10 protein-coding genes are annotated in these 13,603 nt (G+C 40.0%); 2 read left to right on the forward strand and 8 right to left on the reverse strand.

The features are described 5' to 3' along the window. Position 1: 1 nt before the first annotated feature. Genes IGI42_RS03225 through IGI42_RS03245 form a run of 5 tightly spaced genes read right to left on the reverse strand, consistent with a single transcriptional unit; the run spans position 2 to position 6,865 of the window. Positions 2 to 1,687 carry an alpha-glucosidase gene (locus tag IGI42_RS03225; RefSeq protein WP_438714241.1) on the reverse strand — a complete coding sequence of 562 codons (1,686 nt, stop codon included), beginning with the start codon at positions 1,685 to 1,687 and terminating at the stop codon, positions 2 to 4. Beyond that, on the reverse strand, positions 1,677 to 3,371 hold the full coding sequence (locus IGI42_RS03230; protein ID WP_438714242.1) for an alpha-glucosidase: 1,695 nt from the start codon (positions 3,369 to 3,371) through the stop codon (positions 1,677 to 1,679). The genes IGI42_RS03225 and IGI42_RS03230 overlap by 11 nt, the downstream gene beginning before the upstream one ends. Before the next feature lie 7 nt (positions 3,372 to 3,378). Beyond that, on the reverse strand, positions 3,379 to 4,221 hold the full coding sequence (locus IGI42_RS03235) for a sugar ABC transporter permease (protein ID WP_438714243.1): 843 nt from the start codon (positions 4,219 to 4,221) through the stop codon (positions 3,379 to 3,381). Then, entirely contained in the window at positions 4,222 to 5,583 is a 1,362-nt protein-coding gene (locus tag IGI42_RS03240) for a carbohydrate ABC transporter permease (RefSeq protein WP_438714244.1), read from the reverse strand. A gap of 58 nt (positions 5,584 to 5,641) precedes the next feature. Beyond that, a complete protein-coding gene (locus IGI42_RS03245) occupies positions 5,642 to 6,865 on the reverse strand; it encodes an extracellular solute-binding protein (protein ID WP_438714245.1) in 1,224 nt (407 codons plus the stop codon). Positions 6,866 to 7,069: 204 nt separating this feature from the next. Here IGI42_RS03245 and IGI42_RS03250 point away from each other — a divergent pair, with 204 nt between their 5' ends. Beyond that, the gene (locus IGI42_RS03250; protein ID WP_438714246.1) at positions 7,070 to 8,059 is read left to right on the forward strand and encodes a LacI family DNA-binding transcriptional regulator; all 990 of its coding nucleotides are present in this window, start codon (positions 7,070 to 7,072) and stop codon (positions 8,057 to 8,059) included. A 500-nt stretch (positions 8,060 to 8,559) separates the two neighbouring features. Next, on the forward strand, positions 8,560 to 9,894 hold the full coding sequence (nox, locus tag IGI42_RS03255) for a H2O-forming NADH oxidase (RefSeq protein ID WP_438714247.1): 1,335 nt from the start codon (positions 8,560 to 8,562) through the stop codon (positions 9,892 to 9,894). A 147-nt stretch (positions 9,895 to 10,041) separates the two neighbouring features. Here nox and IGI42_RS03260 read toward each other — a convergent pair whose 3' ends face one another. The 3 genes from IGI42_RS03260 to IGI42_RS03270 form a co-directional block, all read right to left on the reverse strand. Beyond that, complete coding sequence (locus IGI42_RS03260) at positions 10,042 to 10,806, reverse strand: YibE/F family protein (RefSeq protein ID WP_438714248.1); 765 nt, start codon at positions 10,804 to 10,806, stop codon at positions 10,042 to 10,044. After that, the gene (locus IGI42_RS03265) at positions 10,803 to 11,816 is read right to left on the reverse strand and encodes a YibE/F family protein (RefSeq protein WP_438714249.1); all 1,014 of its coding nucleotides are present in this window, start codon (positions 11,814 to 11,816) and stop codon (positions 10,803 to 10,805) included. The genes IGI42_RS03260 and IGI42_RS03265 overlap by 4 nt, the downstream gene beginning before the upstream one ends. 351 nt (positions 11,817 to 12,167) lie before the next feature. Continuing rightward, positions 12,168 to 13,493, reverse strand: coding sequence for a citrate/2-methylcitrate synthase (locus IGI42_RS03270; protein WP_438717006.1), 1,326 nt, complete (start codon positions 13,491 to 13,493; stop codon positions 12,168 to 12,170). Between the last annotated feature and the right edge of the window lie 110 nt (positions 13,494 to 13,603).

Here is a 13,603-nt window from a genome sequence, read left to right on the forward strand (position 1 = left end):
TTCACTCCTCGTAATTTGCCAAAACAACACTTTCATAAGGCCGCAGTGTCAGCTGTTGTCCGGCTAATTTCGTTTCATCATAATTACCTAAAAGGTACTGCTTAAATTCTTCGGCGATTTCTATTGTCTGCAACATGTTAGTATAATTTATCGCTACCAATACCTTTTGTTTCCCTAGCTCTCTTTGATAAATAATCGTTCCATCCACATCTTCGTTTAAAGGAACAAACTGACCATAAACAATCACATCCTGATACGGGCTTTCTCTCCGCAATTGAACCAACTGCCGATAATGATGAAAAACTGAGTCCGCCTGCTTCAATTCGTCAGCCGCATTAATTGTTGGATAGTTAGGATTCACCTTCATCCAAGTTTTATCAGCAGTTGAAAAACCAGCATTTTTTGAGGTATCCCACTGCATCGGCGTGCGGGAATTATCCCGGCTGCGGCGGTTCATCGCCGCCAACGCTTCTTCATGAGAGAAGCCAGACAACACTGCGCGACTGTATTGATCGTGAGTCGCAATATCGTCGTACTCATCGATACTATCCATTTCGATATTAGTCATGCCCAGCTCTTGTCCTTGATAGATAAACGGTGTGCCCCGTAGCAGCATAAACAAGGTCGCCAGCATTTTTTTGCTGTAGTCGTTAATATCCGCTTGAGGGATGTATTTATCAATCGAACGAGGCTGATCATGATTTTCCAAGTAAAGGGCTCCCCAGCCATTATCTTGCGTAACCAGCTGATTATTAAATATATGCTTTTTCATCAATTCCCAGGTCCAGCCACTGAACTTGAACCATTCACCGGTGCTAGGAACATCGATATCGGTGTAGCTGAAATCAAAGACCATTGAGAAAAAACCGTCCGGTCCAATGTATTCCTTCAGCCGCTCACTAGGAACATTGGCTTCTGCTACTGTCATACTGTTGTGTGGCCTGAAAGTGCGATCATTCATTTCCTTGAGCCAAATTTCAATCCCTGGCTGATTCAAAATCCAATGACCGATAAAGACTAAGCCGTCCTCACCATCGGGGTCAAAAAAGCCTTTTTCGATCCGCTTTTTAATATTTAAAATTGCATCGATTCGAAAGCCGCCCAATCCCTTACCCAACCAATAATTAATCATGGTATAAATCTCTTCTCTGACCTCTTGGTTTTCCCAGTTCAGATCCGGCTGTTTTTTCGTAAAGGCATGTAGGTAATACATGTTTGCTTCATTCGGTACCGGTTCCCAAGCCGATTCGCCGAAATAGGTGCGCCAATTATTAGGCGGCTGACCGTCGATTCCTTCTTCAAACACATAGTAATCCCGGTATTTGCTTGCAGGATTTTGTAAAGCCTGTTGGAACCAGTAATGCTCATCAGAGGTATGATTTACCACTAAATCCATCAAGACTTTCATTCCCCGAGATTCCGCCTGTGCTAGTAGCTCATCAAGATCTTCATTTGTCCCGAACATGTCATCCACCGTGTAATAATCAGCGATGTCATACCCGCCATCATCCATCGGCGATTTGTAAACTGGACTAATCCAAATCACATCTACACCCAGTTGCTTCAAGTAATCAAGTCGCTGAGTGATTCCTTTAATGTCACCCGTGCCATTACCATCGCTATCCTGAAAGCTTTTAGGATAGACTTGATAAACAACCGACTCTTTCCACCATTCCTTATTTTCCATTGTCCAAACTCTTCTCTTCCAGAATAACTCCTTGATATGGCTGCAAGGTCATCAGACCAGCAGCTTGCTTCAACTCAGTATAATTGTTTAGCAATATCTCAAATTCAGCATCGTATTCAACAACTACTGCTTGATTGGTTAAGTTGCATAATGCACTAATCATTTGATCGGCTGATTTCCGTTGATAAGCAATCACTCCAGCTGCTTCCACAAAGTCTGGAATCGATTTTCCGTAAACAAACAAATCTTTGTATTCCGGATTTTTTCTCAGCTGGATCATCTTCTTATAGAAGTTCAGCAAGGACTTCGGATCGTCTTTTTGCTGCTGATAATTGATTTCTGGATAATTAGGATTGACTGCAAACCACGGTGTTCCTTCGGTAAAGCCGGCATTTGGTTGGTCGTTCCACTGCATCGGCGTCCGGCTGTTTTCCCGGTTTTCGATGTTGATTTGAGTCAAGGCCTCTTTTTCGGTTAAGCCCTTTAGCAGATAATCTTGATAATTATTATGAGTAGCCAAATCGATATATTCATCGATCGTGTCTTTAGGATAATCCACCATGCCGATTTCCTGACCTTGATAGATTACCGGAATGCCTCGCATAAAGAAGTAGAACATGCCCAAGACAGACGCGCTATGATAGCCGATTTCTTCTTTCGGAATAAAGCGATTCAAAGCCCGCGGCAAGTCATGGTTTTCCACGAAATTAGTGAAAAATACGCGGTCGTTGGCTAATTCCTGTTTCTTATACACCAGAGGCTTCAAGAACTCAACAAACTTCTCAGAGTCATTGTCGAAGGTTTTATCTTGAATCGTATAAGCCGTGTGGTAAAAATCAAAGATAGAAGAAAAATAGCCGTTGTCGCCAAAGTATTCTTCCCAGCGCTCCGGATCAACTACGTCCATTTCGGCAATCGTCAGGATATCCTGTTTGCTGAAGGCCATATCTCTCAGCTCTCCTAGAAATTCGCCAATTCCTTTCGCATCCCGATAGTTTTCCCATACGGTGACTAGGCCGTCTGGTCCATCGGAGGGTAGATTTTCTTCGTCATAAATCTTTTTAATATGAGAAATTGCATCCACCCGGAAGCCGGCTAAGCCTTTTTCCAGCCAGAATTCTACGATTTTATAAAGCTCTTGCCGCAAAGCAGGGTTTTCCCAGTTTAGGTCCGGCTGTTCTACTGTAAACAGGTGCAGGTAGTATTTGTTGGTGCCGGCAATTTTTTCCCAGGCACTGCCGCCAAACATCGAGCGCCAGTTGTTAGGCGGTTGATCGTCCCGGCCTTCTTGAATCACGTAATACTTAGCATACTCGCCGTCTAAATCTTCCATTGCCCGCTTGAACCATTCATGCTGCGTTGACGTGTGGTTAATCACCAAGTCCATCAAGACTTTTATTCCCCGCTTCTCAGCTTCCTGAATTAATAATTCAAACTCCTCATTTGTGCCAAAGCTTGGATCAATTTGCAAGTAGTCGCTAATATCATAGCCATGGTCTACCATCGGAGATAGATTAATTGGACTGATCCAAATCACGGTAATCCCTAAGTCCTTTAGATCATCTAAATGTTCAATCATCCCCGGGATGTCGCCGATCCCATCATTGTTGGTATCCTGAAAGCTTTTAGGATAAATTTGATAACCGATCGCTTCATGCCACCATTTTTTATTTTTTACATCCATTTTTTCATCATCCTTTAACAGAACCACCAGTGATTCCTTCTACATAATATTTTTGCAAGAAAATAAACAAGAGTGTAATCGGAACGGCGATGATTACACAACCGGCTGTAAATGCCATATACAAATTATCGGCATTATCTCGGGTCATCATCGAGTACAACCCAATCGCTACGGTGTATTTTTCCACATTGTCCCCCATGATTACTTTGGCGAAAATGAAGTCCATCCAAGGCATCATGAAAGCCTGCAAAGCCGTGTAAACAATGATAGGCTTCGAAAGTGGTATCGTTATCTTAGTAAAGATCTCGAATTTTGTCGCTCCATCAATCATCGCCGATTCATCCAAAGAAGCCGGGATCGTATCGAAGAAGCCTTTAGCAATATAGAAAGTCAACGCAGCAGTGGAAGAGTAAATCAACACCAGTGCTGTTAAGCTTTGAGTCAGGTTTAAAGCCTTTAAGATGTAGTACACGGCTATCATACTCATGAAACCGGGGAACATGTTCAAAACCAGCGCAACCTTCAGAAATTCTTTTTTCAATTTAAAGCGCAATCGCGACAGCACGTAGGCCATCGAGATAGTGATCATGGTGCTTAACAAACAAGAAATAATCGATACAATCAGCGTGTTCCAGAACCATTTCAAGAATGGATAGCTGGCATCATTGCTTAGTAAAAATTTGTAGTGATCTAAGGTGAACTGTTTGGGAATAATATAGGAAACAAACTGTCCCCCTTCTGACCGAAACGAGGTTAAAAAGATCCAAAGAATGGGAAAGACCCAAATCGCAGCTAGAAAAATCAACGCAGCGTAAATGACAACTTTTGAACTTTTGCGATTTTTTTCCATTTAATAAGCCCCTTCTTTCTTGTAAGAACCTGAACGAGTATAGGCAAAGAGCGAGAAGACTGCACTAAGTACAAAGGTAATAATTCCGATTACCGAAGCAATATTGTAATCTGCAACTTCTACCGTTAGCTTATAAAGCCAAGTAACCAGTAAATCAGTCTCACCAGCATTGTAGAAATCACTGTTTAACGGACCGCCACCTGTCAGTAAGTAGATAACATTAAAGTTATTGATATTACCGATAAATTGTTGGATCAAACTAGGCGCCATTACAAACAAAATTTGTGGAAATGTAATATAGCGGAATACCTGGAACTTATTGGCACCATCCATCCGAGCAGCTTCAATCTGATCTTCTGGAAGATTCATAATAATACCGGTTGTTACCAGCATCGATACGGGAATCCCAATCCACATATTAACGACAATTACCGAAATTTTGGCTAATAAGCCGCTGGTTAAAAACGGGATGGGATTATCGATTAAGTTTATTTGCTGCAAAAAGGCATTAATTGGACCTGAAGCATGAAGCAGGTTTTGCATAATCAATAACGAGATAAACTGCGGAACTGCCATTGTCAAAACAAACAAAGTTCGAAAGACTTTCTTGCCTTTGATTCCTTTCGAGTTAATTAGCAGAGCAAGCAAGACACCAAAGAAAAAGCTAGTCGCAGTGGCACACAAAGCCCAAATCAATGTCCACCCTAGTAAAGGGAAGAAAGTACCTGAAATCCTGCCGTTTAATACATCGCCAAAGTTTGCCAGGCCGACCCAGCCGAAGAGATTCTTCGGTGGCAGATGATTATGATCGTAGCTGGTAAAGGCTAGTGAAATCATATACATCAATGGAAGGACGGTAAATATAATCACACCTATCATAGGAATCGACATTAAAGTAATATGGAAACGCTCATCTAAAAGCGAGCGAACATCTTCCGCAAACGTTGGAATAGGCTGCTGCTGCTTTCGTAAATAGTAGAGTGTTTTCGTACTCTTCAAACTGGTCTTATATAATAGTAGAAAAAGAATCAGTGCAATAATTGTGGCAATGCCATAAATCAACAGCAGCATTGAATTGTCGCCGGCAACTTGAACATTGATGCCTAGATTTTCGTCAAAGACCCAGCCTTGTTGATTGGTTCCTAACGTGATCAACCCTCGAAGATTATTAACTCCTTTGAGAATGAACCAAACCAGAAATCCGATTTCACTAAGTAAGAACAACAACCCTTTAATCGTCTGCTTATTGGCAAGATTGCCCGCTCCCATAATTAAGAAGGAACATTTTTCCCCCAGCTTGCCATCGGAGAAGACTTGCTTGTAAGAGGTTTGCTCGATTTGTTTCGCTTTCTTTTCTTCCATTTCTTCACCTCATTGTAAAAGGTCGCAGGAAACTCGACTGAGCCTCCTGCGCCTTCAATTAGTCCTGCGTTGTCGCTGTATCTTCTACTAATTGCGTCAGCTTGTCTTCTATTTGATCTTCCGGAATTTTGCCTTTGTAGCCGTCGCTGATAACTGACAAAGCTCCTGGCCAGAAGCTGACCATTTCTGGAATTTTCGGCATTAAGACTGATAATTCAGGATCAGCCATTTTCACCACCGTACTGGCTAGCGGATCGTTGATAACTGCATCCGATTGTTGCAATTCAGTATTTGAAGGAGTGGTATCTTTTTCGTCATAGGCACGTTTTTGAGCTTCTTGACTGGAAAGGTAGTTCGCTAATTCCATTGCTTCTAAAGGATGTTTCGTATTGGCATTCACGCTGTAAAGTTTGACGCCTAAGAAAGCCTTCATTTGTACGGTACCGTCGCCAAAATCATTAGTGGGATAAGTGGCAATTCCCATGTTGTCTCCTAAGATTTCTTCAACATTTTCTTTCCCCCATGGTCCGCTGACTAGAGCTGCAATCGATCCGTTTTCCAGTTGACTCATCAAATCGGCATTGGCTTGAACCACATTGGGATTTTCACCTTGAGCCGCAATCCATTTCAAAACATTCACACCTTTGGCATCATTGAAGGTTGTACCGGCAGGATCTTCACCATCTTCACCGTACAGCTTCGAACCATTGGATACAAAGAATGGAACAGCAAAGTAATCAGCGCCATTTTCTTCGAAGTTCAAACCAATCTTTTCTCTAGCAACCATGCCTTCGTAGGTTTTCACGTCTTCTTCAGTCAATTTAGATTTGTCATAGTAAAGCATCATACTTTCCACACCGTAAGGATAGCCATAAAGCTTGTCTTGGTAGGTCGCACCATTTACTGCTTGCTCCGTATTATTTTCAGTCACTTCATCAGCATATTTGGTATTTTCGTAAATGACACCAGCATCGACTAATTGCCCTAATTGATCATGTGGCATACTGAATACATCGGCAGCAGCATCCGGATCTTTTTTTACATACTCTTGTGCTTTACCAGTGTCAGACTCGATTACTTCAATCGTATAGTCGATATTGTTTGCTTCTTTATAGTCATTGACTACATCTTTGTAAAATTCACCACTGCCGGGATCGACCCAAACTTTTAAATTTACATCCGTTGAACCGGATTGACTGCCAGAAGTTTCTCCTCCTCCGCAACCTGTTAACAATAAAGCTGCACAAATCGTAACAACACCTAGACCTACTCTTTTCTTCATAGCGATTCTCCTTTGGTTTTCTAAAAATATGAAAACGATACCTCATTTTTCAACAACAAATTGAAGAATGCGTTTTCTTTATATCCAGAGTATATGTCAATCGTTTTCATATGTCAATCGTTTTCATAAGATTTATTTGTTGCTATATAAAGCTTTTAGTCTATAATGAGGATAAGAAACTATAAAAAATAAGGAGTTCATCCCATGGCAAGTATCGAAGATGTGGCAAAAAAGGCCAAGGTTTCAGTTACGACTGTTTCCCGTGCGCTCAACGATCATCCCTATGTTTCAGATAAAACGAAAAAGAAAATTTATAAAGCGATGGAAGAATTAAACTATTATCCAAATAACGTTGCTCAACAATTAAGAGGCAAAGGTTCTAAAATGATTGGCGTAATCATTTCTTATATTACTAACCCCTTCTTTGCCTATTTAGTAGATGCAATTGAAACAACAGCTTTAGAATTAGGTTATCACCTAGTCGTTATGCAGACTCGGGGCAATCAAACAATGGAAAAGTTTTACATTGAAATGGTTCAAAAGAAACAACTAGATGGTATCATTATCACAAACTTGGAGAATGCTACTAAAGAAGTCACTGCTTTAATTGATGAAGGAAAAATTGTCCTATGTAATCGTTTCATTGGCAATGAAAAATTGCCTGTCATTCACATCGATGAAGCGGAAGCTAGTTATAAAGGAACAGAATATTTAATCAAACAGGGGCACACAAACATCGCTTTTTGTACCGGGAACATCATGAATCCACAAGACCATCGCTTTCGAGGTTTTTTGGAAGCATTGGAGGATTACGAGTTAACTTTCAATAAGGAGTGGTTTTTCGAACGTACCTTGGGTGTAGAAGGTGGAAAAGAATTTGTACACTGGCTGGTAGAGCATCCTGATGATCAGCCAACTGCGGTTTTCTCAAATGGCGATGAAGTAGCTGCAGGTATTATTAGTGAAGCTCGTAAACATGATCTACGAGTGCCAGAAGATTTAGCTGTATTAGGTTTTGATGATCAGCCTTTAGCCGTTCTAACTTCACCAGCAATCACGACCATTCGTCAACCGATTCAGCAAATGGGAGAATATGCTACAAAAGTATTAATTAAAAAAATTGAGAAAAAAGAAGTATCTGATCTAGAAGTTCCTGATCTGAGAACTGAACTAATAATTCGAGAGTCTGTCTAGTGATAAACGCCGAAACAAATAATTGTTTCGGCGTTATTTTAGTAGCTAAAGTTTCATAGTTAAAACTATTTATTCACATTTTTCGATTTTATATATTACATTAGTTTTTAAACTAATGTAATATTACCCTCCCATTCTCATTCTCTAGCCGGGTTTTCTCATTCATTAAAGCGGAATAAAACGTTGCCTAAAAAAAGCTATGGATAAGCTATGATAAAAAGGCTTATTGAATCAACCTTTAGACTACTCTTAAAAAAAACCAAAAAAAGATAGGTTTTTTGATAATTATTCTTAATTAAGTTTTAGTTTTCTGGTATAATTATTCCTGAGAACGGTCTCATTTATCCACTAAGCAGGAAAGAAGGTAGATAGATAGCTCATCGTACTCAATTAAACACCCACAATGTACGCAGTTAAAGCTGTTGTGGGATGTTCTTTAACATCAGCATTGTGAAGAAACACGCAAGAACAATTTTATTATTCGAAAGAGAGGTTATTTGATGTCAAAAACAGTAATTATCGGTGCCAACCACGCAGGGATCGCTGCAGCAAACACGTTGCTGGATACCTACAAAGATCAAGAGGTAGTAATGATTGATCGTAACACGAATTTGAGCTACTTAGGATGCGGAACAGCGTTATGGGTCGGTCGTCAGATTGATTCCTATGAAGGCTTATTCTACACGAAAAAAGAGGATTTCGAAGCAAAAGGTGCCAAAATCTCAATGGAAACAACCGTTGATCACATCGATTTTGACAAAAAAGAAGTCCACGCTATTAAAAAAGATGGCGAAAGCTACATTGAAACTTACGACAAATTAATTCTAGCTACAGGATCGGTTCCAATTTCACCAAATGTGCCAGGCAAAGACTTAGAAAACATTCACTTCTTGAAACGATTCCAAGATGGCCAAGCAGTCGATGCGATTCTTGATAAGGCTGAGATTGAAACAGTTGCTGTTATTGGTGCGGGCTATATCGGTGTTGAAATCGCCGAAGCGGCAAAACGTCGTGGAAAAAACGTGCTGTTGTTTGATGCTGCTGGACGTTCTCTACCTAATTACTATGACAAATGGTTCACTGATGACATGGATAAAGTATTAGCGGATCATGGCGTTGAGCTGCATTTTAACGAGCTTGCTCGTGAATATAAAGGAACAGACAAAGTTGAAGCAATCGTAACTGATAAGGGAGAATATCCGGTTGATTTAGTCATTAACGCAATTGGTTTCTTACCAAATAACGGATTAGGCAAAGAGCATCTAGAATTATTTAAAAATGGTGCTTACTTAGTTGATTTACACCAAAAAACTAGCGATGATTCCGTTTATGCTGTCGGCGATTGTGCAACCATTTACTCAAATGCCTTAAAACAAACAACTTATATCGCATTGGCAACCAACGCTGTTCGTTCAGGGATTGTAGCTGCTCACAATATCGGCGGCACGCCTTTAGAATCTACTGGTGTTCAAGGATCAAACGGTATTTCCATCTTTGGTTACAACATGGTTTCTACAGGTGTTTCGGTTGAAGCAGCTGCGAAATTTGGTATGAAGGTGAAATACACTGACTTCCAAGACTCACAAAAACCAGGCTTTATGAAGGAAAACGACGATGTAAAAATTCGGATCGTTTATGAAGAAGATTCTCGCCGTGTTGTTGGTGCGCAATTGGCTTCGACTACTTCTGAAATCGCAATGGGTATCCATATGTTCTCATTGGCCATTGAAGAAGGCGTAACGATCGACAAAATGAAACTGTTGGATATTTTCTTCTTGCCGCACTTTAATCAACCATACAATTACATTACGATGGCTGCATTAAGCGCTGAATAGTGCTTACTATAAGAAAAGCTTCCCAAACTCGCCTAGTACCGACAAGACTAGTTTTTGAAGCCGGACATCGTTAACATTGGTATTACAAGCATTCCAATTGTGTAAAAATTATACTTTCTTTACTGTTTAAAAAAGAACGATCCTTCATTACAAAGGGATCGTTCCTTTTTTGGTTAGAAAATAGCTGGCCAAGTAAGCGGTTAGCGGCAAAATCATCACTGCTCCTAAGCCAGTTAGCAGGGCGACTACAATTTCAGAAACAAATGCCTTAGAGTTGATGATATCAACAAAGGAATAATTTAAATCGCTTAGCCAGAAAACTAATGCTAAATTATTGGCAAGAAAGGCAAACAACAATGTATTGACGGTAGAATTTAAAATCTTCCCTACCACCCTCAAGTTTGATTGAACTAGTTCCATAAAAGAAAGCTGCTGATTGTGCCCTTTCACTTCATAGGCAGCACTTACTACTGCCATGCTGCTATCAATCACTGCCCCGGAAAAGCTTAACAAAATCAAGGCTACTGTCATCTGACTAAAATTCAAAGGCACATTTAACTCGATTTCGGCTAGCTCCTCAAGCTCTTCTATGGCAAAGCCTTGAATGCTGATTTGATGAATCAAGGGCAAGAATATACAGGCGAAAAGAATTACAAAGATCATGACACTTAAACAAGCAATTTGTGTCTTTTGGTTCCAGCCATTAACAAAAAAGAGCGTTGTACTAGTCAGCAAAAGAAAGACTACCGCAATGGAAAAATAGACGTTAACGCCATGATACAACAGGAGTAACAGCAGCAGAAACAAGCCCATATTAATAAACAAGCCTAAAATGATGTAAAAACCTTGCTTAGCAAAAATAACTAGCGTCAACAAAATGAAAATGATCATTAGTATGCCTAGTACGCTCATCTGTTACGCCCCCTTGCCAATCGAAAAACCAGCAAAGAAATAGGAATAGACAAGACAATGCCAAATCCCCCACAGAGCGCTCGCAGTAACTCTAGTGAAATATGCAAATTGACCGCAGATAAAAAATTCCAGCCATTTAATAAATACAGCAAAATCATTGGAATGGCACCACTCAAATAAGCAAACAACAAAACATTCACCATTGATCCAGCAATATCTTGTCCCACAGTCCTTCCTGACAAAAATAGTTCCTTAGTTGTCAGACTGGTTTTCTTTTTCAAGAGTTCTTCCAAAGTTGACAGCACCGTTACGACCGTATCCATTACTGCGCCTAGTGTTCCAATTAATAAGCTAGCTAAAAAAATCGGTCGATATGGACGCGTTAAAAACTGCATCTCTTCATAGCGCACTCCGCGATCTTGCATAAGGTTCATCGTCACGTAACAAATAAAAAAAGCCGAAAAGCAGGTTAGAAGTGTTGCTATAATTTTTTGCAAGGTATTTCCTTGCCAGCCATCTGATAGGACCAATGAAGCAGTTGTTGCTGCTATACAATAAGCAAAGGTTAGACCCAAAAGAGGCAAGCGGCTATTTACAACGTAAGCTGCAGTCAGCAAAAAAAGCAAGCCGATATTAATAGTAAGACTAAGCAATGAACGAATTCCGTCTTTCTTACCAATAAAAAGCAAGGCTAAAACAAAATAACCGACAATAATGAATAGATAGCCGTCTCGCTTTACTTCATAAAATTCTTCGTTTTTTAAAAGCAGCTGATCGCCTGCTTTAAATTTAGGCACAGTGGCTTCACTTTCATAATAAGGAATAGTGATTTCTTTTACTTGATTGTTTTTTATTAGACGACCGTCTATTGTTTGAATCCCACCGGCTATTTGGACTTCATCAACGACCAAAACCGCTTCTTGGTACAGATAGCCGCTAAATCGCTGAACACCTAAGCCTATTAGGGTGACCAGCACAATCCAAATAAGCTTTGAAGCAATTGATTTCATAATTTGGCTCCTAGTTTTTTTGATGTGTTTGGATGGGTGTGACACAAAAACGTCACAGCCGCTGAAAACTGCATAATCGGTATAACTGAAGCAGTTCTTTCGAAAAATAAATCAAATAATCGAAAAAAATATGAGCAGCTATTTTCAGCTTATTTCTCGCAGCTGAACACTTCAGCCGCAACCTCTTATTGCACCTGTTCCAACAATGTTCAGATTCACAAACTAACCTTGCCAGAATTAGAAAATAGGCATAATTTAATCAACGTCAAGGAAAGCTGCAAAGCCGTACTTGATCAATTTTAGCAATATCTGCAACGAAAAAAAAGCTAGCGCAGGATTTGCGCTAACTTCTTAACGATCATTTATAGAAATATAGTCTACTTCGGGTGAAACCTCCATGTAAGCTGGACGGATAATTTTTTGAACATTGATCAACTCTTCAATTCGATGGGCAGACCAGCCGACAATCCGTGCAATCGCAAATATCGGTGTATATAGTTCTTGCGGCAACTCCAACATATGATAAACAAAACCACTGAAGAAATCTATATTGGCACTTACACCTTTATATACCTTGCGGCGTTTGGCAATAACTTCAGGTGCTAGCCTTTCGACCTTGCGATACAGATTGAAATCGGCTTTGGCCTTAGCGCCTTTCTCACTGGCTAATTTTTCGACGTAACCTTTAAAAATTTCAGCCCGCGGATCAGAGTCAGCATAAATTGCATGGCCCATTCCGTAAATTAACCCTTGCTTATCAAAAGCTTCCTTACTTAAAATTTTCTCTAAATACGCAGCAATTTCTTCGTCATCCTCAGGATCCTTCAAATTCTCTTTCAAATCATCCATCATTTGCGTTACTTTGATGTTAGCTCCACCATGTTTGGGACCTTTTAACGAGCCTAATGCCGCAGCAATTGTTGAGTATGTATCCGTTCCACTTGACGTAACTACTCGCGTTGTAAAGGTGGAGTTATTCCCGCCGCCATGTTCCATATGTAGGACTAAGGCCATATCCAATGTTTGTGCTTCTTGGAACGTATATTTCTTATCAGGACGAAGCATCGTCAAAATGGCTTCGGCAGTACTTAATGAAGCATCTGGTCGGTGAATATACATACTCTCCCCTTTTGCATAATGATTGTATGCATGATAGGAGTATACAGCGATCATCGGAAACGTACTGATAAGCGATAGACTTTGGTCTAATACATTCTCAATACTAGTATCATCTGCTTTCTTATCATAACATCCCAATGTTAGAATACTGCGAGACATCATATTCATAATATTGTGAGAAGGAGCCTTCATAATGACATCCCGTACAAAGTTCGTCGGTAGTGTTCGTCTTTTGGCAATTGTTTCAGTAAAGTCATCTAGTTGTTGCTTTGTTGGCAGGCTACCAAACAATAACAAATAACTAATTTCTTCAAAACCTAATCGTTTTTCTGAAACAAAACCCTTTACCAAATCGTTGACATCGATTCCTCGGTAACGAAGCTCCCCGACATTGGAAACTATCTGGTTATCTACTATTTTTTGTGGATGAATCGTCGAAATATTGGTTAGTCCAGCTACTACACCCTTGCCATCTATATCCCTTAGACCTCTTTTTACATTGTGTTCTGTGAACAAGGATGCATCAAGATGATCCTTTTCACGGCATACTTGCGCCATTAGTTCTAAATCTAACATGTTCATGTCCTCCTAACTTCCCTGATTCTGTGTGTTCAACTTAAAGAACATTATAACACCATTATTTTAAAATGAAATAGTTTTAATAAAGT

This window comes from Enterococcus sp. AZ109 (assembly GCF_051714625.1).
In the GTDB taxonomy this organism is placed as follows: Bacteria; Bacillota; Bacilli; order Lactobacillales; family Enterococcaceae; genus Enterococcus_A.

Excerpts from the sequence above, each read along its gene's own strand:
- IGI42_RS03260 (WP_438714248.1), bottom strand. The coding sequence starts at position 10,806 with ATGAGCGTACTAGGCATACTAATGATCATTTTCATTTTGTTGACGCTA.
- IGI42_RS03250 (WP_438714246.1), top strand. The coding sequence starts at position 7,070 with ATGGCAAGTATCGAAGATGTGGCAAAAAAGGCCAAGGTTTCAGTTACG.
- IGI42_RS03270 (WP_438717006.1), bottom strand. The coding sequence starts at position 13,493 with ATGGCGCAAGTATGCCGTGAAAAGGATCATCTTGATGCATCCTTGTTC.
- IGI42_RS03230 (WP_438714242.1), bottom strand. The coding sequence starts at position 3,371 with ATGGATGTAAAAAATAAAAAATGGTGGCATGAAGCGATCGGTTATCAA.
- nox (WP_438714247.1), top strand. The coding sequence starts at position 8,560 with ATGTCAAAAACAGTAATTATCGGTGCCAACCACGCAGGGATCGCTGCA.
- IGI42_RS03245 (WP_438714245.1), bottom strand. The coding sequence starts at position 6,865 with ATGAAGAAAAGAGTAGGTCTAGGTGTTGTTACGATTTGTGCAGCTTTA.
- IGI42_RS03225 (WP_438714241.1), bottom strand. The coding sequence starts at position 1,687 with ATGGAAAATAAGGAATGGTGGAAAGAGTCGGTTGTTTATCAAGTCTAT.
- IGI42_RS03240 (WP_438714244.1), bottom strand. The coding sequence starts at position 5,583 with ATGGAAGAAAAGAAAGCGAAACAAATCGAGCAAACCTCTTACAAGCAA.
- IGI42_RS03265 (WP_438714249.1), bottom strand. The coding sequence starts at position 11,816 with ATGAAATCAATTGCTTCAAAGCTTATTTGGATTGTGCTGGTCACCCTA.
- IGI42_RS03235 (WP_438714243.1), bottom strand. The coding sequence starts at position 4,221 with ATGGAAAAAAATCGCAAAAGTTCAAAAGTTGTCATTTACGCTGCGTTG.